Below are 26,230 nucleotides of genomic sequence, written 5' to 3'. Positions count from 1 at the left end.
AGTGGAAAAGGTTTTCTTGATCTATAAAAGTTATCAAAATAGCAATAAGCCCAGTTACCACCTGTATTTTATAAAAATCGTCCCTTTTAGAAAATCTCCCCACATATTGACGTAAAACTCGAAAACCCTTATAATTACTGTAATCTTAGAAAAATCATTTTCTACTAGTGTTTACCTAGGTTCGTAGACATAATGAACCGAATGAGAGCATGTTTTGACCGTTTACGGTGTGAGGTTTTCTAAAACCTAATTTTGAGCCCCATAAATACTGGATTTCTAGGACCCGCTGTTGCAACAGTACTTACCGTTTACGGTATTGAAACCATGATGGTTGGCAAATTTCTTCTATACCATAATGTTGCAACAGTACTTACCGTTTACGGTATTGAAACCTACAAACTTTTCCTCCTTTCCTTTTGGTAGACGATCGTTGCAACAGTACTTACCGTTTACGGTATTGAAACTCAAATAATGTACCACAATCTACAGATAAATCAAATGTTGCAACAGTACTTACCGTTTACGGTATTGAAACGCCTTCTTGTGGCTCAGGCAAGCCTTCGATTTCTCCAGTTGCAACAGTACTTACCGTTTACGGTATTGAAACAGCCGATTGTAACTACGTCTTGTAAAGTACGATTAGGTTGCAACAGTACTTACCGTTTACGGTATTGAAACTTATATCCATTTTCTATCAAGAGTTTAACCTCTGCGTTGCAACAGTACTTACCGTTTACGGTATTGAAACAATCAATTCTTTTGTAGTTCGTTTATCATGAAGTTGCAACAGTACTTACCGTTTACGGTATTGAAACTCGAATGGTGAAATAACACCCAAATCCTCAAATCTGAAAGTTGCAACAGTACTTACCGTTTACGGTATTGAAACGTCCTAAATCTTTAAGAGCATATGGTAGCCAGCATTTCTTGTTGCAACAGTACTTACCGTTTACGGTATGCGACGAAGGGTGCGAGGCAGCAGAGAATCGAAGTGACGATGAGGCCCGCACATCTCTAGTCTCTGACCGGAGGGAAGGGAAAACAAAGGTGATAAGATAACAGTACTTACCGTTTACGGTATTGAAACTATGCTCCCTTTTTGCTAAAAACGTATTTAACGTTATCAGCAGTTGCAACAGTACTTACTGTTTACAGTATTGAAACTAGTTTGCATATCCTTTATAAACGGAAGATACTAAAATTGCGTTGCAACAGTACCTACCGTTTATGGTATTGAAACGATAAATTAATTGGCAAATCGGCTTTCTTTGCCAATTTGTTGCAACAGTACTTACCGCTTGCGTATGCGACGATGCGACATTAGTATTTCTAATTTAAAATTACATATCTATTACTAAAAGAGCTGTGCTCTCTGTGTTGTAACAGAGGCACAGCTTTTTCATTCCTAGTTTTTCTGATTATTGTACCTCTCTCTAGATTTGTATAATGAATGTAGTTAATGAGTTTGTTATTAGTTTGGAGGTGTTGTATGCAGTATCTTATTTCATATGATATTTCAGATACAAAAATCAGAAACAAGGTTGTAAAGTATTTAGAGTCATTTTGCTATCGTGTTCAATACAGTGTATTTTTATGCTCGCATGTACGTGTACGTATTGAAACAATTATAAAACAATTAGAGAAATTAACCGGAAGTGATATGACAAAGCGATTGCTTGTGATTTCAATTTCGGATACGGCTAAGACACCAATATGGTGTAATCAGTACCTTCCTGTTAATGAGGGGCCTGTATTAATCATTTAATTTGTAGGAGGTGGTATACATGGTAGAAACAGTATATGTAATGACACCCGGTGTGTCAGTTAATCAAGATGGTGGTTTGTTAGTGTTAGAACAAGATCATAAGGTGTTGCGAGAATTGCCAATGGCGACCATTGGAACGTTAGTAGTTGGTCGAACAACGCAATTATCTACGCAAGTGATGTATTCTCTGGTGCAGCAGGGTTCTCTTATTCAGTTTGTGGACCATGCATATCGCCTAGTTGGTACATTGGGAGATGAAAAGACATCACTATCTAAGTTATTGTGGCAAACACGATACTTTCAAGACGAATCCTTTGCCCTAATGGGGGCTCAGTATATTGTACAGAAAAAGATTCAAGCACAAATCTTTATATTGGAACAGTATAGTAAAACTAAAGCGTTGCCTAACTATGATTTTGTGCGTAAGACCTTATACGGTCTATTAAAGCGTGTAGGTAAAGTTAGAACTATTGATGGTCTGCGTGGTATGGAAGGATTGGCGTCTAAAACCTATTTTTCTGTATGGGGTGCATGCCTTTCTGAGCCTTGGAAATTTACTGGCCGTAAGCGTCATCCAAGTCCTGATCCTGTGAATGCATTGCTTAGTTATGGCTATTCATTTCTAGAACGTGAGGTACGCTCTTGTCTTTTGACATCCGGCCTTGATGTTCGTATTGGTCTGCTACATAGCACGAATAATCGTAAGGATAGTCTCGTTTATGACTTGATGGATTTAGTACGACAAGAGGTGATGGATCGTTTTATTTTAAAAGTATTAAATCGCCACATGGTAAATGATACAGATTTTGAAATCACTGAACGTGGTTGTTTTATGTCTAAAGATGCTCAAAAGAAATGGGTGTCATTATATGAGTCGTATATGACAAGCACAGTTAAGCGGTTTGGTGGGATATCACCACGTCAGTGGATTCAACAATGTGTAAGAGAATTTATGAGTTATTTAGACCGAATGAGTGATATACATACAGATAGGGCTGTAAAAACTGTTTCGTAATCATAAAACTTTCATAAAGTGCATGATTATAAGTGATTTTTTTCTCAGTATTTGCTATTATTTAAGATGAAGTATAAATGAAGTTAAGCGTATCGCATTTCATGAAAGAGGGGATTCCATGTTTATTAACCACACGAATCATCTGTCCCAGTATTGGTCGGATACACAGCTCGATGCAGGGCGTCAATATGGGATCATTATGGACATGCCATTCCCTCGGATTGATCCGATGGCATCTTCGGCAGACATTAGTCAGTTGGCGCAAGAATATGCAGCGCGTATTATCGCCTTGCATCCAACGGCGGTGCTCTGCCAAGGGGAATTCATTTATTGTCACGCCTTAGTGGAACGATTGCTCGCTGTCGGGATTACCGTTGTGGCAGCTACCAGTGAACGGGTGGTCGAGGAATCCTACGGGGATGGGGTGAACGAGAAAATCGTGAACTTTCAGTTCGTCCAATTCCGCGAGTATTGTCGCTAATCCGTGTTGTGTTTTATAGGTAAGGAGTGAGCCTATGCAAGTAAATGCGATTTTGTTTGATGTGCAGTCTATTCAAAAGTACATCTTCGCGAACAATAAACTAAAGGCCAATGTTGGGGCTTCCTATATTGTGGACCGATTATTTGAGAATGTATTGTGCGATGATGTCATTAACAATATGGGGGTGGCGGCGGATACGACGTCTTGGTTAAGTCGTGGTGAAAGCCTTGCGGCATTGCCAACGCCTGTGTATGTGGCGTACATCGGCGGCGGTAATGCTTTGGTGTTGATTGACGAAGCTCATGAAGCACTCGTTGCGGATATGATTAAGCAGTTTACCACTCGCGTATTGACAAAATATCCATCCCTCAAGGTGGGTGCTACATCGGGAACAATTACCCTTGATAAGGACAAGTTCTCTAGTGATTTAGGCGTATTGTATGCACAATTAAAGACTAATCAATATACCCTACATCCGATTGTGACACCTGCCAATACGGGCTTGACGACGATTTGCGATTTTAGCGGTGATGTAGCGGATACAACGGAACAAATAGGTGAAAAACGCCTTGTATCTACGTCCTTTTCTGCTAAATTCAACGCCTTTGACGCAGCCAATAAACGATTGAGCCTCGACCTATTCGGCACAGAAGATACAGAGTGGGTATTCCCATCTGAACTTGAAGACTTGGGTCAAAACCAATCGACAGACAATAGCAAAACGGGTATCAACGACATTGCTATTGTTCATATTGACGGTAACAATATGGGTGCTCATTTTAGAGCCTGCAAAACATTGGAAGAGCGCAGCGCCTTGTCCAAGCGAGTTCATGAAAAAACATTGGCTAGCTTTAAGGCCACAGTAGAATGGATTATCGATCACTATGATGTGCTAGATGCAGAATTGGAATTGAAACCAAACATGATGCCAATTCGACCTATCATCGTAGGTGGTGATGATATTACATTCATCTGTAATGCTCGTATTGCGGTGCAAACGTCACAATTCTTGATGCAACAATTGTTGAGTGATGCGGATGGTATGTCCATTGCGTCCTGTGCAGGTATTGCTGTCATTCCTACATCATACCCATTCTTTAGAGGCTACGAAATGGCGGAACAGCTCTGCGATAGTGCGAAATCCAAGATGCGTGTATACAATGAATCCCATACAATTTCAGAATCCTGCTGGATGGACTTTGCCTTCCTACATGGCGAAACAGCGCCAACATTGGAACAATTCTTTGCCAATGAATATAGCAGCTTAACAGGCAATATGCACTTTGGTCCATACCGTGTTTATGGCCGTACAGAATCCGTAGCCTCTGGTGATATAGAAGGTTTGCCTCAAGTATTGGATTGTACAGCTCAATTCAATGCTGGTAAGGTAATGGCTCATAATAAGGTGAAAGAATTGCGTTCCGTATTGCAAGATAATGAACATATGTGGACCGTATTCCTTGAACAATTGCGCAACACAGGGGCATCATTGCCAAATGTAGCCGGCTGGGAAGCTTTCACAGACAAACTATGGGCCAAGATTGACGGCCATATGCGCACACCGTATACGGATGCCATTGAATTGATGGATTATGTATTGCCTGGATTGGAGTAAGTATATGTACACATTAACCATACAATTATTGTCGCCAACCATGCTGATGTCCGGCCAAGGCGACGTGAATACGGACAGCACCATCGTTCATGACCGTTACGGAATTCCTTTCATTCCGGCGAAACGGGTGCGCGGTGTGTTATATGAAAGCGCCCTTGAGGTGGCGGAAATGATGGAAATCGCTAAGATGACGGCGTTCACGACGGATGATGTGAAAGTCCTATTCAACCGTCTAGAAGGTGTTACGGATGAACCTAGATTGTCCATCTCAAATTTGACCATTTCAGATTATGACGTGGTATCTCGTGAACTGGCGCAACTAGAGGAACAATATCCAACAGTATTTACCAAGGACCGCGTTCTCGAAGAATACACATCCATGCGGTATTACACATCTATCGACCAAACGACAGGAACCGCTATGGAAGGAACCTTGCACAACTCTCGCGTGCTTAACAAAGGCCTTACCTTCAAAGGCCACATCGATATAGAGGATATGACAGATACGGACCGCTATATTTTGAGCTGTGCCGTTCGCAATATGACGGGCATCGGCGGTAAGCGAAACCGTGGGTTCGGTCAAGTGGTATGCAAAATCGATGACAAAGCATTTGATGTAGATACAATAGGGGGTAAACTATGGAACAAGTAAATATTACGGTCACTATACAATCCCCAACGCTCATTGCCAATTCTTCTACGGCAGGCGTGTTGACCGCTACGCGCGGATCCATTGACGGACGCATCTTGCGCGGCCTATTTGCCACTCAGTTTATTAAATCTCATAACCTTGGCAAAACAGCGCATATGAATAAGGACTTTATGGATTTGTTCTACGGCGATTTACGTTTCGTGTCTGCCTATAAAGATACGGTGAAGGGTACATCATTCCCTGCGCCATTGAGCTTGCAAAAAAATAAGAATGCCGCTAAAGAAACCAAGTTTTTATCTAATACGGTGGTCGATTCATTTTATGCAAAACAAGAATACGATGTACCAGAAAAACAAAATCTACTTGGCTTTAAAGGCGTAAAGGGATTTATCGTACTAGACGGTACAGAGTGCAGCCCGGTTTCTGTGGAAACAGCAATCAAATTGCACATGTCTCGCTCATCTGAACAAGAACGTGTACAAGGCCGTAGCAGTGATGGCCGTACAGTTTTTAACTATGAATATTTAGAACCAAATCAAGTATTCGTTGGATCCGTGGTAGGTCCTAAAGAGGCTTTGGAATCCTTCGTTCGCGAATTCCCTAAGGATTTGGATTGCCATATCGGTCGTTCTCGCCGTACGGAATACGGTCACTGTACCGTTACGATTGGCGATATTACGCCTGTGCCAATGGCAACTAGTAAAGGCAATTCCGTATATGTACGTTTGCATACGCCATTGTTACTTGGCACGGAATCCCTTCACGATGTAGTGGGTCGTGCGATGGCATCTATTGGTTCCGACATTACCATCGGTGGTGTGTTCGCATCGTACCAAGAGGAACAAAACTTTAATAGCATCTGGGGTGTTCGTAGCAGTGCTGAATCAGCTGCTTCTGCAGGTAGTGTAGTAGAATTGGTGAAAGCCTCTGGCTGGTCTACTGATGATATAGCCGCATTGCAACATATCTTATATAACGGTATGGGCGCTCGCGTGCAAGAAGGGTATGGCCAAGGCCGCCTTTGGACACCATTGGAAGGTACGATGGTGCCATTAGGTAAGGCAAAAGCAGAAATACTTACGTCTTTACACAAACCAACGCGCCGTATTGCGAAGAAGGTATTGGAAAAACAAATCGTCTTGAATGCACGGTTACATGCTGCTCACGATGTGGATACCTATATTAAACGTACCATGGATGCTCGTGGTATTTCCAAGCATTTCGCTTCTGTGTTATTGGCTGAACTCGGTACAGATCATGCCACTGGCCATCGCCAATTGCAAGATTTTGTAGAGCAAACTAAGGCGGATAAAAAGGTGCTTGAAAAGAATTTGCGTGAATTCCAATTGGAACATGCATACACGAGCAGTGAAACGAAACGCGTTAATTTGATGGATTATATCATCGATTTTGATGCAAACCTGTTAGTGAATGCGTGCTTGTCTAAATCTGGCACAAGCGGTTCCTATTACCAAATTCCAACAGAACTCATCGATATGGTGGGCCTCGATGCAGCGAAATTAGCTGATACAGTAGCTTACGAATATTGGTTGTATTTCTTTAGACATATTAGAAAAGTTAAGTAAGGAGGACCGTCGTATGTTAAACTCTGCAAGTATTATAGGACGGTACACTCTGACTGGTACTGTCAAACTCATGAGCCCACTGATTATCCGTGCTGGCGTGAGCAATGATATATTGAACGATACGGTTGATGATATCGTGGTGACCTACCATGATGGGCAACCATTCATTCCTGGCACATCCTTGGCTGGTGTATTGCGTCAAGCCTTGCAAGGTCTTGTACCTGATGCGGAATTGGTACTATTCGGCTCTATCGACGATAAGGGAACTCAAAGTGCACTACAAATCAACGACATTCCTTTAGAAGATACGAATATTGTCGTACGTGACGGCATTCGCATTGATGATGTGCGTGGTGTAACCGTAGATGGCGCTAAATATGATTTCGAGGTGATTGAATCCGGTGCTACTGGTCAATTGCGTATCGATTGTGTTACCCGTCGTTGTCACGAACAACAAGGCGAGAAAATGGAAAAGGCCCTTGCTGCCTTGGCTAATGCCTTGCAACATGGCATCGCTATCGGTGCTCGTACGGTGAACGGTTTCGGCCGTGTTGCTTGTAAGGATATTGCCTTAGAGCACTATGACTTTACGAAACCAAAGCATGTAAAAGCGTGGTTAACTGGCAAATCTGGTGCCTCCGTAGCCATTCCTAAGCAAGCCCTCGTAGCTGACCGCGATTTAGTTATCAATATGGATGCGTATTTAGAAGATACGGTGCTTATTAAATCCATCTTTGAAGAAGCCTGGGGAGATAAATCTGTAACGCTTTTCGTTCCTGGTACATCCGTTAAAGGGGTATTGCGTCACCAATGTGGTCGTATCCTACAAGCTATCGGATCGAATGATGAACTCGTTAATACGCTCTTTGGATACAGTAATGACGATGATAAGGATAGCCGTAAGGGCCGTGTCATGGTCGATGAAATCTACTTTGATAAACAGTTCAATCAAGAGGAACAACCTCGTATCCGCGTGGATCGTTTCACCGGTGGTGCCATGAATGGCGCCTTGTTCCAAGACCATCCGGTGCGTAATACTAAGGGTGATGCTGTGACGTTCCCATTGCGCATGACCGTTAAGAACTGCAATGATGCGGAGGCCGGCCTTGTGATGCTTCTCGTGAAGGACCTCATGACGGGTCAAGTTACATTGGGCGCAAATCGTACAATCGGTTATGGCCGTGTGCAAGGCAAATCTGTTACCGTTCAGTATCATGGTGAAAGCTATACCATCGACGGCAACGGTAAGGTAACTGCTGGCGAGGCAGCTCATCTTGAAAACTTAGTGATTGCGTTGCAACAACGTATTAAAGAAACGGTAAACGGCTAAGGAGGTTGCTATGAGTAAAGAATTACAACGCCAAGAAGGCGTATATACGAAAACTAGCGGCACCTGTGGCGCCCTAGCAGATATGAATATCGCTTCTGTTGCGAAGGAACATATGCAACATGATGGCCTCGTCGTTATCTGGTCTGTGCACGAAGTAAAATGGGGCTATTACAAGAATGGTGCATTTCAATTCTCCGATGGTTCCACTGCTGTTGAACATGCCTATTTGCAAGAGATGCGCATCTTTAACGATACAGAAGAATTGCGCATTACCGTTCAAAATGGTTCCGTAGTATATCGCTACATTTCCGATGCATCTGGTGAAAGCGTATCCTACGTGGATTCCACATCTCGTATGATCGGTGAAAATGATGCGGGCTATGCACAATTGCATGACATTGACGGATTTACCCATTTGGTTGATACTGGACGTAAGCTTTCACAAATCATTCCTGTAACAGCTACAAAACAGTATTGTTATTTAACAACACGCAATTATATTGGTTATTTAAATAATCATCAAGCGAGCTATACCGATTATCGGTATGTGAGCATCGTAGACAAGGAGGCGTAGTATGGCTAAGAAAGCAAAGAATAAACATGCGGCTAGTGCCGCCTTCTTTCAACGTGTAAATGGTTCGGATTTTGATATCAAAAAGGCGACGGAGCCGCGCGGCGGTGGCCGTGGTGGTCAAGGTCGTTCCGGCGGTTACAATAATTCCTATGGTAATAGCGGGGCTAGAAGCAATGGCAATAGCAAATATCCGTCTACACCTGCCAGCGCATCGTACAATTTTGTGCGCTTGCCAAGTCACGTGATTCCTGCCGAATTCTATGACGGAAATTTTGAAGGCGTTACAAAGGACGTTATGGATGCATACCGCGACCATGTTACGCAAATGGGTACACATACTGGATATATTGACCTCACCATTACAACGGAAACACCATTATTCATTGGTGGTCCATCGAAACAAGAGGATACAACGCCTCTCGAATTTTACGGTGGTCAAAACAATCCAACCATCCCAGGCTCTAGCCTTAAGGGCATGGTAAAAGAAATCTTTAAAATCGTAACGGCTAGTAGCTTTAGACCGTACCAACGCGGTACAGGATTAGGCGATTTTGAAGATAGATATCTTTATTTCCGTGACTTTGCGAGCGCTATTAAATCTCTTAAAGAATATTATGCAGAACGCATGGTGGGCATGGAGAAAAATGGTAAGGGTGAATACAAGGCTGCTACAAAGGCAACACCTGGTTTCATCATTCAAACCGTGAATAATGATTATTTTGTTGCTCCTAGTGATGCTAAGAAATGTTCCTACATGGATAATGACGGCATGGAGCTTAAAAAGGATAAGGCGTCCATCGATTGGATGAATACGTATGTAAACATTCATACAGGCCCTATGCGGTCTAAAAAATCTTACATGCGCATTACTAAACCGGGCAACTTTGATAAACGCATTCCGATTCCTCAATCTTGTATTGAAAGCTACGCAGACGATAAGAACCGTGGCACATTAGATTTGTTAGACAAGAAAACGGGGAAATCTGGCGAAGCGGCCAAAGAGTATACTCATTGCTCGGATGTAAAATTTGTCGTACCTTGTTTCTTTATTGAAAAAGATGGCCTCGTTGAACATTTTGGTCATGGTCGTTTCTATCGTATTGCTTACGATTTGAAAATTAGTGATCACTTGCCAAATTCCTTGGAACAACATAATAATGGCGTAGATTTGTGCGATAGCGTTTTTGGTTACGGAGATAACTGGGCTGGTCGTATATCCTTCTCCGATGCACACGTACAGGGAACGCTTAAGATGTGCCCATCCGATTATCCACATCCATTGATGGGACCAAATCCAACATCATTCCAACTTTATTTGGAACAAAACGTGGATGACCATAATACGTATAATCATTGGGGTCATGAACATGCATCCTTGCGTGGTTATAAGATGTATTGGCATCAACCGCTTGCAAAAGCGAAGGACTGGACGCGTACAGCCGAAGAAAAAGAAATCAAAGGCACACGCAAAATCCGTCCTGTGGATAGAGGGGTTACTTTCACCAGTCGCATCCATTTTGAACGCCTTAGCGATGTAGAACTCGGCGCGTTGCTTATGTCTCTTAATTTAGATCAATATTCCGGTGGACAACGTCGGACATATTACAAACTCGGTATGGGGAAATCTATCGGTTTTGGTAGCGTTAAACTCGACACAGATGTAACGATTTTTGATAATACTAGCCGTTATTCTGTCTTGTTTGAAAACGATACATGGAATACTGGCAAAAGTACAATGGATAGTAAAGACTATGTAGAAGCGTTTACAGCTTATTGCGATGATGTGTTAGGTGCTGATAAACCAGCATATAATGCAATGCTCGATGATTTGTATATGATGATGGATTGGAATATTGCCAATGGTCCGAATGCGGTTAAGAACTGGACCGAAGGTATTTCCATGATGACCATCAAAAATAATAAGATGGATGAACGCATTAAATATCGCAGTAAACTGGATATGCCGAAATCCTTCATCGAAAAGTGGTCTAAATAATGCTAGGTACTGTAACATTAGCCCTTAAGGCGAAGAACTCATGTAAATTGCCTGAATTTCCAGGTCGATTCCTCCATGCGGCCGTATTTTCTCTCATCGGTTCTATCGATGAAGCGGCAGGTACGTATTGGCATGATGTATCGGGTATCAAACCATTTACCGTATCATTGCAATATGGCAGAAAACGCCGTGATGCTACAATCCAAAAAGGGGATATGGTTTACTTACGAATCCGTGTGTGGCATCGTGAGTTGTGGTATATTCTCGAAGAGATACCACAACCACTATCCTTACAAATTGGACCACTTGAGGCAATGGCTGTAGATGTGCAATATGAGGCACCCTTTGATCTTCCGTTATCGGGAGAGAATACTTTAACATTGGTAGAACGATGCCTTGCGGCTAAGCCTACGAAACGGGTGGAAATCGATTTTGTTACACCTACATCGTTTAATGGCACTTACGGAGACATTACATTCCCTACGGCGGAGCTTATCTTTGCATCCATAGTGGATAAGTGGAATGCTGGCGATGAGGACCAAACCTTGGACAAAGCACGCATTAAAGAACTGTGCGAACGCATCGTCCTAACCGATTGGAAAGGGCACACTAAACGCGTGTATTTTGGTCGTGATCGAGGCATTACCGGATTTGTGGGTGGCTTTACATTCAATCTGTCCAAACTAAATGACGAAGAACGACAGCTCATCACTATTCTAGCAACCTTTGGTCAACACTGCGGTGTAGGACGATTGTCTAGTCAAGGACTGGGGCAAGTAAAGGTGACGTTGCATAGAAAATAACGGCTTCAAAGAAACCTGCTGGTTATCGATTCTGATATTCAGCAGGTTTCTTTTAGTTCCTAGTTTTTTTGATTATCCCATTAGGTGAAAACTACGTATAATGAAATCACAAGTTAAGCCTACGAGTTAGAGCATCATGTAGCATGGTCGTTACCTCCGCGACCCATATCGTTACAGCATAACGATATACAATACACAGACCCTTTGATCGGAACCGTCCTTGCGGCGGATGCCATGGTGCTTTAGCTGGTGGGCTTAATCTATTTTTATTTTGGTATATTAGTTTTGAGATTCATATTGTTGAAGGAATACTCTATTTGATTTAAATAATGCTTGTGATAATAAATGAATAGGAAATGAATTAAATTATTGACGTAAAATCTATAAACCCTTATAATAACTGTATCTTAAGAAAAATCATTTTCTTCCAGTATTTATCTATATCCATAGGCCTTGTGGATCAAATGGGAGCGTGTTTTTACCGTTTACGGTGTGAGGTTTTCCAAAACCTATTTTTAAGCCCCATGAATACTGGCTTTGTAAGGCCTGCTGTTGCAACAGTACTTACCGTTTACGGTATTGAAACAATTCCAAATCTTCGCCCTCTACATTTGTTTTACAAGGTTGCAACAGTACTTACCGTTTACGGTATTGAAACAAGTTCTTAACACCATATGTTGCATATAAACTTAATTTAAGTTGCAACAGTACTTACCGTTTACGGTATTGAAACACAAAACTCTGGAGAGACAATTCCATAGAAATTTTTGTTTTGTTGCAACAGTACTTACCGTTTACGGTATTGAAACATACGTTGAACTTTTTTAGACATTTCTAATGCAAAGTCAGCAGGTTGCAACAGTACTTACCGTTTACGGTATTGAAACTAAAATCTCATATGCTGCTATGCTCAAAGCAGCTGATAAAGTTGCAACAGTACTTACCGTTTACGGTATTGAAACCGTTATAATATCTCACGACATCGGACGCTACACTTGTAGGTTGCAACAGTACTTACCGTTTACGGTATTGAAACGAGATAGTTCGTCAGTTACGATGCTCATTAGGTCAGCCCAAGTTGCAACAGTACTTACCGTTTACGGTATTGAAACATGAGTACCATGACTCATTTCAAGAACATTAAAGTAACGTTGCAACAGTACTTACCGTTTACGGTATTGAAACTTAGTTGCAATGATATTCTTAAACCCGATGTCGTTGTAAGTTGCAACAGTACTTACCGCTTGCGGTATTGAAACTCCTCCTTCATATGCTTCTTAACAGATTTAACTGCATAAAGTTGCAACAGTACTTACCGTTTACGGTATTGAAACACTGCTTCAATCGGAACTAATTTGTAATCGTTCGCCCATTGATAGTTGCAACAGTACCTACCGTTTACGGTATTGAAACTGGATGATATGGTGCCTTGAAGCTATTCATGTCTGCTAGAGTTGCAACAGTACCTACCGCTTGCTGTATGCGACGATGAGGCCCGCACATCTCTAGTCCCTGACCAGAGGGAAGGGAAAACAGAGGTGATAAAGCAACAGTACTTACCGTTTTATGGTATTGAAACAAATCAAAATCAATACATGCGTATTGTTTTTTACGTGTTGAAGTAGCACCTACCACATCAAAAGCATAATTATTATTTTAGAGCTGTTATACAACAGCTCTTTTTTGATTCCTAGTAAAAGTTATTTTCGCTATATTTTTAATCTCCCTATAATGAACTCATAAGTTAAGCTCACTGATTGTGACATCGTGTGACATGATATATACCTCCATGATGAATACACAAATAAAATAGATTTTTTATAAAAGTAATCCTTAGATAATGTACTGATGTTCTTTCAGTGGCTTAACCTAATTATGTTGTTTGTATATAAAATAGGAGAGACTAGTATGCATCATATTACAATTAGCACCACAGGTATGTTTGATGAAATTCGCCCATCATTGGTTGCGCCTGTAGAGAAAAAGGAGGCTCCCACATTTATATTTGCTTTGAATTTCTCTACTTATATAGATGAGTTCGATAGCAGCAAAAAATATGAACTAGAGGATCAAGATATTAAATTCGAGCGTAAACGGATTCGCGAATTTGTTAAAGCCGTTTGCAAAGATGAGGACAAGCCTTTTGAAGAGTGTCGTAGTACATTGCTTTCTGCTTTGCCTGAATTTATTCATTATGGCACCTACAATGGAGTGCCATTGTTATCAACACCACGAAATGGATCGTATGAGATTTATGCTATGTATAAAAGTGTTGAAGGTCGTAGATTAATATTTCAAGAACGTGGTTCTTCCAAGGAAAGAGCTCAATATGTATACGACCATATGTTACGTTATTTTATAACAAAACTGTTTTCTAATATGGGGAATTTTGGATATATATCAGATTCAATTAACATAGAAACGCCTTTATCGGTATATACTATACAGCAGACATTAGATAATGTAGTTAAGGATTATATTCCATTTGATAGAATCCAAGTATCATCTACCCCTACTCAGTATGTAATGAATAAGTCCAATCAAGTTTATTCTGAATTTCTTCTCATTGCCGATGCCTTGGGTGCTTACATGGTGCAAGAAATGAAGGGCGATACAGAATCTGAACAGTTAGTCTCTTTATCTAGCAACCTATTTTTCCGCGATATTTGTAAACCGATGTGCAGACTATTCATAGATTCTAGTGATGCTCATATATCGGTATATGATGAATGTAATTCTTGGGTGGATAATTTAATAGAGCAGTTTTGGTATAGCAAATACACTGCATTTCGTAATACACTACGTGAAGTACCACGGTGTGATGATGGGGTATTAGCATACGTGAAAGCTAGTACAGTGTTTCCATTAGTAGAAGCGGCTATTAAAAAGCTTTCGCTATCTAAGCTCGGTATTGAACTACATGCTAAGCAAGAGCAATATAAAGAATATCTAGATTTCTTGTTGGCCTATGATAAAGATGTAGATTCACTAATAGCAGAAATGCATTCATCAAACAATAGCTTGCAAACGTATATTTCTGGTTCAATTTTAGAATTGTATAATCAATCTCTATTCCCTAAATGCGATTGTCCTCCTAATATAAAAGGGAATCTTAATAGTGAAATATGTTGTCAGATATATTGTGCCATTGATTCATGTAAGCATGCTATTAGGAAATATCATATGTATGAACGTGTTTTTCCTATCGTGGACTACCTAGATGCACTTGTAAGGAAAATTGATATTCCTTCGACCGACTCTTGGGAGCATGAATATATGTTAAAAGTATCTCGCGTATCCAAGTGGTATAGAGCATTAGCCTATGCTTTCACAGGTCGTAGCGAGGCTGAAAGTATTTTTAAGGAATTGATTCAGGATCAGGAAGAGGAACCGTTAATCTATCATTGTGAATCAGAAGCATTTGTAGCGGATATAGCAGAACCAGTAAATGCATTTTCTTTAGATTTCTTGCATTATGCATTATTGCAATATTATGTGGAAACGAATAATCGTAAGAGCTATGAACGATATATTGAGACTACATATCCTTCTCTTTCCCCAAATCACTTTGATTTTATGAGTCAAATGCATACATTGCTAGGTAATATAGATGAGACGGATTATGAAAATTATAATAATGGTCTATTCTGTCTATGGATTAAGGCGTTGTGGCACTTTTACTTAGATCGTATTGATGAAGCATTTTGGCATACATTAGCATCATTATGGGATACGAACTATAACAATGAAATGTGTTTGTGGAATGCACATGATTTTACCGCTCATCAATTAATCCTCACGTATCTCGTTAAGTTTGCAGCTCATTTTGGTGATACAAATCGCATGGAAAAGTATAGAGAATATTTAGAGTATTATTTTGATTCCTATATATTCACGGATGGCGCTGAACTTGGATATGTTTGGAATGAACCGGAGTATTATACAATGGCTCAAGTTAATGAGCAGTTAGGAAACATGGAACTTGCTCAAGAGCAGTATGATAAAGCTTATGCTCTAGCTACTTATTCACAAGCTAAGTGGAAACATTTTGAAGCTAAATATGGGAATCGTTGGGGGCTATCTACATATGTAGAACCTAATGGAGACAAACATAATCTAGCTGGGTGGCTTACAAGCTATTCACCAGCATTTTCTACAATCGATGAATATAAAAAGGTGTTAGCATCAATTATGAGCTATGTGTTTAGTTGATTGCTGGCAATTTCCTCCTACAAACACAAAAAACTCTATCCTAGATCTTCTAAGGTAGAGTTTTCATCTATAAATCTCTATAATACGATACTTATTGTATCGTATATTTGTTTGGTATATAATTAACATAAGATAGTTGGACGAGGTTGGGCCTCTCTTCGTTATTGAAGGGAGGGGTAAGCCTATGAGTGATTATGAAATCATTATGCTCCTATTACAGGTGATGACCGTGGTTATCGCCGTTGGGGCGTTAATAGCGCTTATTTGTCTAGGAAAAGACAAATAGCCCTTCGTTATCTTTGATAATTTGATAACTGAAAGGCCATTTCTACATGTATATGTAATTTAGAGATGAGCCTGACGTGTCTACTCGTCTGACTATCTTCTTATATTATAACGACGGTTTCATTCATCGTCAAATATAGATGATCACAGTCGTTGTTGCTAGGATATTAATAGAGTTTTTTGTCTCTTGAATTGTCAAGTCAAATGCAACTCTACTGAATGATAAACCTCGTATGGAGTTTTCCAATTTAAGCATTTGCGCGGTCTAAGATTTATTTCTTTCATTTTTGCTTCAACATAGCTATCTGATTGATTAATATCCACAGTTTTCGGGAAATATTCTCTAAGCAATCCATTGGTGTTTTCGTTTGTTCCTCTTTGCCAAGGATGATGTGGTAATGGAAAATAAAATTCTACTAAATTCAACTCCTGACTAATTTCTGCATGTTTAGAAAACTCTTTCCCTCTATCTGGAGTTATTGTTTCTAGAGGTTGATTTTTTAAAAGCTTAATCATCGCTTGTTTGACTAAAAATGCATTCTTTTTTGCAATTTTTTTACATAGCAGATACCTACTTTTTCGATCAGTTAATGTTACTAAGCAAGCCTTACCAGTCTGCCCCATAACTGTATCAGCCTCCCAATCACCTAATCGTTCTCGATTATTTGCAGGATCTGGTCTATCTGTAATTAAATTACTAATTTGAATTTTTCCACGTCTTTCTTCATAATTTTTTGTATGACGACTTTTACCACGATGTCGTAGTTTGCGAACAACTCCTCTATTTCCATGTGATAGTTCTTTTTCATCAAAACGACCATTATATATTTCCCTGTAAATTGTATTGTAGCTAATAGTGAAGCTTGAATTTTCAAATTTCAATCGAGAGGAGATCTGTTCCGGAGACCATTGATGTCTCAAAAATAAATTCTTTACACATTCATATAGACTTGGATTATCTAGCTTTTTTCTTGGTTTACAATTAAAGCGTCTATTTTTATATCTGTCATGGGCTTCACAAGGTATGTACTCGCCATTTTGACTATTTCTTTTGATTTCTCTTGATATAGACGATTTATTTTTCCCAAGTAAAATTGAAATTTCTGTTTGATTTTTTCCTATATCAATAAAATGTTTTAGAATTTCGCGCTCTTTTAGTGTAAAATGAGTATAATGATTCATGGCTCCTCCTGATTTTTAGATGTCTTTGCAAACACTATTTTATCAGAAAGCCATGAATCTTTTTTTAGTTGCACTTAGATTATAAATTCAAGCTAGAAAAAGAGAAATAGCCTTTCTTTATCTGAAAAATCAATAACAGAAAGGCCATTTCCTAATATTTTATGTTTTCCGAGATGAGCCTGACGTATCCACTCGTCTAGCCATCTTCTTATATTATAACGATGCTTGTGTTCATCGTCAAACACAGATGAACAAACACGTTTTCATCTAATGTGTATGTCCTATCATTAATTATGTAGGACATACATTCTGAGCTGTTTTAAACGGCTCTTTTTTTGTTCCTAGTTTTTTTGATTATCTCCCCATAGGGAATCTCCGTATAATAAACTCACAAGTTAAGCCCATTGGTTGTAACATCAAGTATCATGATTTACCTCCTTTGAATGAATATATAAATAACCCCTTTTTGAAAAGCCGCGTTAAGCGGCGGACAAAGTGGTGTTCTTCCGGTGGGCTTAGCCTAGTATGTTGTTTGTATTACTTGAGTTATATGAGTTGTTATACACGGAGGTCCTTTATGGAACGATTTACTATTCAGAAAAATGATTTTTTATCCCATGATTGTGCCGGTTATTTTCACCTATATTATGTAGGGTACGGGCAACCAGGCAATCCGGATTATTTGAACACCTTGAAAAATATATTTGTTTCTACACATCCCGATACGTTGCGAGCAGCCTCTAGGCAAGCCGCATCGTTGATGATACAGGATATTCCGCAGGTTATGGATGCTGAAGGTTTGGATACGGCCATTCTCATGGCGGTGCCACGGTCCAAGTCTGGTATGTGCAATTGGCAGCTCGGGTTTAAGGCCGCTGTACGGAACACTGTGAAAGCTCTACAGGGCGACAATTTATCCGTCATTGACGGTACGGATTTTATTTTCCGCCATACGAGCACCAAGATGACGCACTTGCGTAAGCCTGTGTCCAATTTTGATAATACTGGTAGTGAGCCGTACCCAGGGATTACCAAGGATACTTGCGATATCCAGAACGAGTCCATCAAGGGGAGAACGGTTATTTTAATAGATGATATTTATACAAAAACAGTTAATGTTGACGAAGATTGTATTCAAGCATTATACGATGCCGGTGCGGCGCGCGTTGTTTTCTACGCCGTAGCCTACACCAATCGAAATGCGTATAGAAGGGGAGCATAACATGAACATTTCACCTATAGCTTTGAAAATTTGGGCTGTTCAACAAGCCACCAATCAGATCAAATCGCGAGCTAGCTTTCACAATACGTGGAAAACAGCCGATGAATTCCTTGCCATGATGGACGATATCCCTCACATTGATGAGGTGGTGCACAGGTTGTCCGTAGCGGCCGACGATATGGACTGGATGGACGGCGCCGTGTGCTGCTTTGATGCGGATTTTCCTATTGTGAATACCAGCGCGCCCAATGGCGACCGGCCCTATCTCTTGTTCTACAAGGGCGACCTTAGCCTGCTTGGCGATTTGAACCGCAATGTGGCAGTCATCGGGTATACGACGCCTACCGATGAGCAGGTGGCCCGTGAAAGCAAGATTGTTGAGCAATTAGTTCATTATAACCAGCATATTGTGAGTGGCCTCGCTAAGGGCTGTGATGGCATTGCCCATACGGTTTGCATGGATTGTGGGGGCAAAACCATTGCCATCTTGCCATCACCTTTGAACTCTATATTCCCTGCTGCTCATCGCGATATGGCAGAGCGCATCGTTGAAACAGGGGGCCTCATCATTACTGAGTATTGCGATGAACCGCATAGCCGGCACGAAGCCATCAACCGCTTTGTGGAACGAGATCGATTGCAAGCCTTATTTGCGAAGGCGGTCATCCTTATTGCTAGTTATGAAGGCCGTGATGGGGATAGCGGGTCCCGTCATGCGATGGCAAAGGCTAGCAAATATGGCCATATGGCATGTGCCATGTATAACGCTGCAACTGATGATAATGCACGGGATATGAAATTAAATCGCAGTTTACTAGCATCGCAACAAGCACGGCAACTTGTGGCGGCGAAGGGTAAAGCAGATACATTGGCAGTCACTGTCGAGGATATCGTTCAATTAGTGAACCCCGCTTTGGAACTCGCAGATACACTGTTTTAAGTCCTGTGATAGGTATCCTGTGTGGTTACAGTGCCATTACAGTATAGTTAGAAATATTAGGCATAGTTAGAAATCATAGGTATAGTTTGATAGAGGAGGTTCTATGTTTCACATCGTCGATGTAGATAACACATTGGTGTTTACAGATCAATTAAATACAGCCGGTTATGTGTACGCCTTGGCCCAGGTGGGACTAGAACCACGTACTACTATACCGGACCGCATTACGCGGAATGTGGTGCGTAGCTGGTATCCAGAGCTTACAGACCAAGAATTAGGATTCATCACATCCCATAAGCAGGCCTATGTGCGGACTCATTTGGAACAAACCACGCTTAACCTTGCAATGGCGCATTTACTGATTACCCAAGGTAGCGAGCATTGCGCTCTGTGGACTGCCGCTGATCCAGAACGCGTGCGGTTGCTATTAAACTTTCACAATGTAACGGATTACAAGGCCATCCGGTTTAGCGATAAGACCGCAGGCGATGTGGTTCACGCCATTCAAGATTTTTGCTCGCTATTTCAATGCGGGCCGAAGGATTTATGTTTTTATGATGATGACCCCACCGTAATTCAGCGATTGCTAGATTACGGCGTATCCGTCATGGCTGCATAGTAGGTGTGTTGCTCTCAATATGGTATCCTTTTGAGGACTCCATATTTTGACATCACAGACTAAAAGACGGGGATAGATTAGAATGATAGATAGAGTTTTGTTATATAGGAGGTATTATGCATCACATTACGATTAGCACAACGGGCATATTCAATGCCATCCGGCCATCCTTGTTCCCGCCGATAGAGGGAAAGGAAACGACGACGTTTTTGTTTGGCTTGGATTTTAATACGGGTGGAATCATTCCATTTTATGATGAGGAACAAGACGATGTGGTTGTCAATGGTCCTCATGTTGAGCTAGAGCGGCAGCGGATTCGCGCGTTCGTTAAGGCCGTATGTGAGGAGATGGGCAAGCCCTTTGAGGAATGTCGCAGCGCATTCTTGTTTTCCTTGCCCGAGTTTATCCGCTACGGTACGTATAACGGACAGCCTCTATTAGAAAAGCCTCGTACGGGTGAGTATGAGGTGTATGTTTTGTATAAAAGCCACAGAGGTCGCAAGTTATTATTTCAAAAGGGTCGCCCACCTAAGGATGAAGTACAATATGTATTCGACAATATGCTACGTCATTTCATAACGACCGTGTTTTCTGATGAAGGGACGTATGGCTATTTATCCGATGTTAAGCATATAGAAACGCCACTATCCCTTGGCGTGTTGCAACAGTCATTGGAGGACATGAAGGCTGCGGACGCGGATATATTCAGTGAAGGTGTTGATGCCTTTTCGGTGCCAAATCATTACGTAATGACCGAGCCTACACAGGTTCATTCTGAATTTTTACTCCTTGCAGATGCGCTTGGCGCCTATATGGTGCAGGCCATGGATGGGGAAACGGAATCGGAAGCGCTCAAGACTATGTCGAAGGATGTATTGTTACAAAATATTTGTGAGTCCATGTATAAAATGTACATGGGGCCTTCTGAAGAGGCAACTATTGATGTTTATGATGAGTGTGAACGCTGGCTGAATCCGTTGATTCGGCAATGTTGGAATAGCCAATATACGATGGTCCGTCGTACCTTACAGCAGGTGCCTACTTATGATGATGGCGTGCTCGGTTATGTGAAAGAACAGAAGGTATTCCCTCTTGTGGCACAAGTGATTCAGGAACTGTCTACATCAAATCTCGGTGTTGAATTGCATCCGAGGGTGCATCAGTATAAGCAGTATTTGGATGTCCTCGTTCCCTATGTGGACCGCGTGCAGGACTTGTATCGCAAGCGGTATGTCGGGGTGGGTGATGAGCTCTTGTCTGTATTGGATGAATCCAAGCCGTTTGGTATGACTAGTCATTTTGGTATGGATAGTTCGTTTAGCCTAGATGATTCAGCTGACCTAGATGATCCATTTGGATTTAATGACCCCTTTGGCATGAACGATACTGACGACATGCCACCGGTAGATGTGGATTTATGTTGCCACATATTTTGTGCGCTTGATGCGTGTCAGCGTGCCATTCGAGGCGAGCGCATGTACCATAATATGATTCCTATCGTGAATTTCCTAGACGATGTGGTTGCTCATGCGGATATTCCATCACCGGATTCGTGGCAGTACGAGTATATGTTGAAAGTAGGTCGTCTATCCAAGTGGTATCGGGCGTTGGCCTATGCTTTCATAGGGCGTAGTGAGGCTGAAAGTCTCTTAAAAGAGTTGATTCAGGCCCAAGAGAAAGATCCGCTCGAGTATGAAAGTTATTCAGATGCGTTTATTAATAACTTGGCAAATCCGTCGAGTGCCTTTGACCTTGATTATTTACAACTTGCGTTGTTGCATTTTTATGTAGAAATGGATAATCGTTTAGGCTACGAACGCTATATTGAAACCGTGTATCCACCGCTCTTCTCCATGCGTTTTGACTGGATTAGCCAGATGCATGTGCTACTAAATGAGAATGGACATGAGACGGAAGACGAGTATACAGAGGGCAATCACTATTGGAACTATACGAATGCGGTGTTCTTGTTGTGGCTCAAGGCCGTATGGCACTTTCACCTAGACCACATGGACCAAGCGTGCTGGGACGAACTTGGTACCTTGTGGGATGCAACCTATGACAATCCAAGCTATGCGCGCCATACGCAGGACCATTACGCGTACCTTGAATGCGTCAAATACATGGTGAAATTGGCCGTTCATTTTGGCGACACCCGTCGGGCCGAGATGTATAAGCGGAATCTACAAACCCTTATCGATGAGGAGTATCAATTTGGCTGGGCTGGCACGGCACTAGGCTATCCATGGAATGCGTCGGATTATAGCATTATGGCTCAGATTAATGAAAGCCTAGGCAAACTAGACCTCGCGAAGGAGCAATACGATAAGGCTTACGCCTTGGTGAGCTTCGCCCAAGACAAATGGCGCTACTTTGAAGGCAAACATGGCAACATCTGGGACTTGCCAATTGCCGTAGACCCAGAGGCGACACAACCTACATTAACCGAGTGGTTAACCAACTATACACCGAAATTCTCTACCATTGATGAGTACAAGAAAGCTTTGGTATCTTGGATGAGCTATGTGTTCCACTAAATAATATTGTTTGAATAGTATATATGCATGAAAATAGCCAGTATCTTTGAAGAGAGGTACTGGCTATATCTATGGATTATATAAATTGACTATTGCATTGAAATTTGTGTTGTGTTAAAACAGTTTTAAACATGTTGTGTAGAAAGGCGATACATATGAAACAGTATTTAAAACAATTTGCTACATCAAGATGGTTTGATTTAATCGGCGTGGCACTCGTAGTTGGCATTGCAATCTCTGCAGGGTATCTTAATTCTCGACTTGAGAAATTTGTAGATTGGGGACCATGGACTGCGTTAGTTCCATTTGGCCTTATTTCTGTTATCAATGTTGGTATTTCTATGTTGTCTACACGATTTACTGGCCAATTGAACAAATGGGGTAACTATCTTGGCATTGTTAATACTGTGTTATCAGGTGTAATTGATTTCATTCTTGGTAATAAAGCCGCGATTATTACATATCCTGTTACCTTTATTATTTATACATTTGCTATAAAAAAATGGAAAGCATCGCATGATGGAATTCCTAATACGATGAGTCCATCGCAAAAACGATGGGTAGGATCTATGATTACCGTGATGGCTTTTATTTTTTCTATCATAGCTAACTTTATAGGGTTTAGCGGTCATATTAATTTCTTATCGATTCTTACAACGATTGTATTTGCCTTATCTCTCATCGCTAATCTATTTAACGCTCTAAAATTAAATACGCAATGGCCATTTTGGATGGTCTATAATATCGTTCAGCTTCTAAAAGCATTCACTCAAGGAAATTTTGCTAATGTTGGTAAATATGTATTTTATATTCTTAATGCCATTGGTGCATTGCTAGTTTGGAATGATAAAGAAGCGAAATAAACATTTTGCTTATATTCAGATTTATAGCCAGTATCTCGACAATGAGGTACTGGCTATTTTATGTATAGACAGGCTATAATGTTTATAAAATAAAAGCTTGATGAGGTGCATAGATTGGGGATTAGTATTGATGGTTATGTTTAAGAGGTGAGTCTATTGAAACATATGCTTGTAAAATTCTTATTAAGTTCTATTCTTATCATTGGTTGTATAGGGCAAACTGCGTTTGCCAAAACTGATGATGCAGGTGTCTTAGCCGGTTTAGAATCTAATTCGAATATGTACTCTTATTTGAATCATTACCATTATTCGTTATGGTTAGCAGATCATCGTTATTCTAGTCACGATATGTACATCTCTGCAGACCAATCCGTTATTATTTCATTATGGGATTATAGTACACCACCGAGTATGATATATATTACAAAATCAGGATATGCAACCAATAAAGGGGCCATGGTAGGGATGACGAGAAGCGAAGTAGAATCCCTTTATGGACCGCTTCTTGATGATGCTGAATGGGGTCGACCAGCGGAACCTTATGGAGACATCTATCATGGATATGATACATATACAGGGTACTATGTGGGCGAATACATAGGTTATCACAATGAAGGTCTATCTTTTGTGTTCAATAAGTATACAAATCGAGTTGTATTGATTCGATACCAACATGATCGACATGGAAATAGTAATGTATTGAGTGATGTAAAAGAATATAACTTATTACCTTATTTACTATAGTGAATAGTATAATGTAGATATGAAAAGAAACCTCTACCTAGAATTTTTAGGTAGAGGTTTATCTATAAATCGGTATAATATGATGCTTATTGTAGCACTTATTTGCCTTACAAAAAGTAAATAGCCCTTCGTTATCCTTTATAATTCGATAACAGAAAGGCCATTTCACAAGATTATTCCTTCGAGATGAGCCTGACGTTACGACTCGTCTGGCTATCTTCTTATATTATAATAAGGTTATGATATATTGTCAAATTGAGATAAACCTTATAAATACTAAATATATACAAAAAACTTATACGTACTAAAATATAAAATTATTAATAATAGGCAAAGTCTTGTTTGCATAGTATACTTATGCTAACAAGGTTGTGCTTATTTTGTTGTAATGGGAGAGAAAAAGAGAGGGGTTTATGTTACGTAAAAGTATAATTATGATGTTACTAGCAACTGCTTTCACCATAAATGTAAGTGCTGTACAGATCGAAGTACCAGCCGGACAGCCGCCTATGCCAGGGGCAGATGCGAGCATTCCTGCTAATGCGTATGAGAATTATCGGGCCGATAGCTTGAGTAATGTAGGGGCTAGTGATGTTATAAAGTTACATTCTGAATCTAAGAAGCGTATGGAAATGTATATAACTGACTGGGGACTAACACGAGATGAAGTCAATCAGATAGCAAGCGATTCTGAAAAGCTGATGGACTTAATTGTTAATGAGACTGCAGTTGTGTTGTTGCATGATGATCGTAATAACATCCGAGCATCTGTCCCTGGATTACTATTAGCAAGTAAATATTACCCAAAACGCAGTGATGGTGAACGTTTATCTATTGTAAGAGAGAATTCCATATTTTTTGCAATCGGTACGAAACCAAATTATGATGATGCATTAGGCAAACTAAAATCAGAGCGAAAAGGGGAGTTCATATATCCTGGCATTTCACATGGTAAATGGGCTATTGATACAGAATCTTTTGGTGAGAATACGCCTGCTATGGTTGCTGTAGTTGGTTTAGATAATCAACCAAATCAAGAATATATGATAGGCCTTAGCTACAAAAATCAGCCTGTTACCAATAAGCTCGAGCGCGTTATGAGTAATTATGTAATTCCATCGATTCATTCTTTAGATGACTTGGATCATTATAGTGAAAGTATCAGCTGGGATAATCTCATGTATCGCATTCCTAAAGGGCTTAAACTAACAGCACAAAAGTCATTAAAGGACTCTGCTGAAATAAGGGACTATAGTGGCTTAGGGATGCGACTTGTTGTGGCCAAGAAACCTGTAAAAGTAGATGATAAATATATTTACTCTTTTATTAATGAAATTTCGGAGGTAAAGCCAGAAAGTCAAATTATAGGTGATGCACCTATTCAGTCAGCATCTGTTTGGAATAATGGTGTGCCTAGCCTTTTGGTAGATAACTATCAACCAGGAAAACCATCTATAATGTATCGATTCTTACGGGATGATAAAAATGTATATATTATGAGTTTAGTTTATGCTGATGGGGCTGCGCCATATTCTCATATTCAGCTGCGTAACACAGTAGAATATTCTGACTTTGCAAATATTGAAACATTGAGAAATAAAGTAATCCGCATGCAAAGTCGAGAAAAAATGTAATACAGTTGTGAGTATATAGTTTGTAAATTTTAAGAGGGTTTTATGTTACGTAAAAGTGTAATTACAGAGCTTGTTATAGGCCTGTAATTGGTAAGTGGCTATCGTTATAAAGCGGATGTAAATTGGTTGAGCAAAACTTGGGATCGCCTTGAACAAAAAGGTGATAAAGTCAGTA

The 26,230-nt window shown here is 40.5% G+C and carries 19 protein-coding genes and 2 CRISPR repeat arrays; of the genes, 18 read left to right on the top strand and 1 reads right to left on the bottom strand.

Features of this window, described 5'->3' with window-relative positions; genetic code table 11:
• Nucleotides 1-288: 288 nt before the first annotated feature.
• A CRISPR array of direct repeats spans nt 289-964; the repeat unit is 35 nt; unit sequence GTTGCAACAGTACTTACCGTTTACGGTATTGAAAC.
• A 495-nt stretch (nt 965-1,459) separates the two neighbouring features.
• From cas2 to O3598_RS03405, 11 genes are all read left to right on the top strand, one after another.
• On the top strand, nt 1,460-1,765 hold the full coding sequence (gene cas2, locus O3598_RS03455) for a CRISPR-associated endonuclease Cas2 (protein ID WP_371451772.1): 306 nt from the start codon (nt 1,460-1,462) through the stop codon (nt 1,763-1,765).
• A gap of 19 nt (nt 1,766-1,784) precedes the next feature.
• On the top strand, nt 1,785-2,780 hold the full coding sequence (cas1, locus tag O3598_RS03450; RefSeq protein ID WP_316598756.1) for a CRISPR-associated endonuclease Cas1: 996 nt from the start codon (nt 1,785-1,787) through the stop codon (nt 2,778-2,780).
• Between the two features lie 118 nt (nt 2,781-2,898).
• Nucleotides 2,899-3,261 (top strand): CRISPR-associated protein, encoded by a 363-nt coding sequence (locus O3598_RS03445; protein WP_316598758.1) that lies wholly within the window; start codon nt 2,899-2,901, stop codon nt 3,259-3,261.
• Between the two features lie 34 nt (nt 3,262-3,295).
• Nucleotides 3,296-4,876 carry a Cas10/Cmr2 second palm domain-containing protein gene (locus tag O3598_RS03440; protein ID WP_316598759.1) on the top strand — a complete coding sequence of 527 codons (1,581 nt, stop codon included), beginning with the start codon at nt 3,296-3,298 and terminating at the stop codon, nt 4,874-4,876.
• A gap of 4 nt (nt 4,877-4,880) precedes the next feature.
• Nucleotides 4,881-5,528, top strand: a complete 648-nt coding sequence (locus O3598_RS03435) for an RAMP superfamily CRISPR-associated protein (RefSeq protein ID WP_316598761.1) — start codon at nt 4,881-4,883, stop codon at nt 5,526-5,528.
• On the top strand, nt 5,516-7,114 hold the full coding sequence (locus O3598_RS03430) for a hypothetical protein (RefSeq protein ID WP_371451769.1): 1,599 nt from the start codon (nt 5,516-5,518) through the stop codon (nt 7,112-7,114). The genes O3598_RS03435 and O3598_RS03430 overlap by 13 nt, the downstream gene beginning before the upstream one ends.
• Nucleotides 7,115-7,127: 13 nt before the next feature.
• Entirely contained in the window at nt 7,128-8,444 is a 1,317-nt protein-coding gene (locus tag O3598_RS03425; RefSeq protein WP_323725749.1) for an RAMP superfamily CRISPR-associated protein, read from the top strand.
• Between the two features lie 10 nt (nt 8,445-8,454).
• A complete protein-coding gene (csx19, locus tag O3598_RS03420) occupies nt 8,455-9,018 on the top strand; it encodes a type III-D CRISPR-associated protein Csx19 (protein ID WP_371451767.1) in 564 nt (187 codons plus the stop codon).
• A gap of 1 nt (nt 9,019) precedes the next feature.
• Entirely contained in the window at nt 9,020-11,014 is a 1,995-nt protein-coding gene (locus O3598_RS03415; protein ID WP_371451764.1) for a TIGR03986 family type III CRISPR-associated RAMP protein, read from the top strand.
• Nucleotides 11,014-11,817, top strand: coding sequence for a CRISPR system precrRNA processing endoribonuclease RAMP protein Cas6 (gene cas6 / locus O3598_RS03410; RefSeq protein ID WP_371451762.1), 804 nt, complete (start codon nt 11,014-11,016; stop codon nt 11,815-11,817). Before O3598_RS03415 ends, cas6 begins: the two co-directional genes overlap by 1 nt.
• A 551-nt stretch (nt 11,818-12,368) precedes the next feature.
• Nucleotides 12,369-13,230: direct repeats of the CRISPR family, unit length 35 nt; unit sequence GTTGCAACAGTACTTACCGTTTACGGTATTGAAAC.
• Between the two features lie 495 nt (nt 13,231-13,725).
• The gene (locus O3598_RS03405) at nt 13,726-16,029 is read left to right on the top strand and encodes a hypothetical protein (RefSeq protein WP_371451760.1); all 2,304 of its coding nucleotides are present in this window, start codon (nt 13,726-13,728) and stop codon (nt 16,027-16,029) included.
• A gap of 480 nt (nt 16,030-16,509) precedes the next feature.
• Here the strand turns inward: O3598_RS03405 and O3598_RS03400 are convergent, their stop codons facing one another.
• A complete protein-coding gene (locus tag O3598_RS03400; protein WP_287510411.1) occupies nt 16,510-17,496 on the bottom strand; it encodes an IS30 family transposase in 987 nt (328 codons plus the stop codon).
• Nucleotides 17,497-18,073: 577 nt separating this feature from the next.
• On the opposite strand from O3598_RS03400, the gene O3598_RS03395 reads away from it, so the two are divergent.
• The 7 genes from O3598_RS03395 to O3598_RS03365 all read left to right on the top strand — a co-directional run bounded on the left by O3598_RS03395 (nt 18,074) and on the right by O3598_RS03365 (nt 26,055).
• Nucleotides 18,074-18,718 (top strand): amidophosphoribosyltransferase, encoded by a 645-nt coding sequence (locus O3598_RS03395; RefSeq protein ID WP_371451758.1) that lies wholly within the window; start codon nt 18,074-18,076, stop codon nt 18,716-18,718.
• Nucleotide 18,719: 1 nt separating this feature from the next.
• On the top strand, nt 18,720-19,658 hold the full coding sequence (locus O3598_RS03390) for a DNA-processing protein DprA (RefSeq protein WP_371451756.1): 939 nt from the start codon (nt 18,720-18,722) through the stop codon (nt 19,656-19,658).
• A 103-nt stretch (nt 19,659-19,761) separates the two neighbouring features.
• Complete coding sequence (locus O3598_RS03385; protein ID WP_371451754.1) at nt 19,762-20,277, top strand: hydrolase; 516 nt, start codon at nt 19,762-19,764, stop codon at nt 20,275-20,277.
• A gap of 116 nt (nt 20,278-20,393) precedes the next feature.
• Nucleotides 20,394-22,814, top strand: a complete 2,421-nt coding sequence (locus O3598_RS03380) for a hypothetical protein (RefSeq protein ID WP_371451752.1) — start codon at nt 20,394-20,396, stop codon at nt 22,812-22,814.
• A 155-nt stretch (nt 22,815-22,969) separates the two neighbouring features.
• Nucleotides 22,970-23,677 (top strand): nicotinamide mononucleotide transporter family protein, encoded by a 708-nt coding sequence (locus O3598_RS03375; protein ID WP_009660725.1) that lies wholly within the window; start codon nt 22,970-22,972, stop codon nt 23,675-23,677.
• Between the two features lie 165 nt (nt 23,678-23,842).
• The gene (locus O3598_RS03370) at nt 23,843-24,421 is read left to right on the top strand and encodes a hypothetical protein (RefSeq protein WP_371451890.1); all 579 of its coding nucleotides are present in this window, start codon (nt 23,843-23,845) and stop codon (nt 24,419-24,421) included.
• Nucleotides 24,422-24,834: 413 nt separating this feature from the next.
• Nucleotides 24,835-26,055 carry a hypothetical protein gene (locus O3598_RS03365; RefSeq protein WP_316707902.1) on the top strand — a complete coding sequence of 407 codons (1,221 nt, stop codon included), beginning with the start codon at nt 24,835-24,837 and terminating at the stop codon, nt 26,053-26,055.
• Nucleotides 26,056-26,230 lie beyond the last annotated feature (175 nt).

It is taken from the genome of Veillonella atypica, from assembly GCF_041431435.1.
Taxonomy (GTDB): Bacteria; Bacillota; Negativicutes; order Veillonellales; family Veillonellaceae; genus Veillonella; species Veillonella atypica.
The sequence above is the reverse complement of the archived record's forward strand: the minus strand, read 5'-3'. Positions and strand labels throughout refer to the sequence as shown.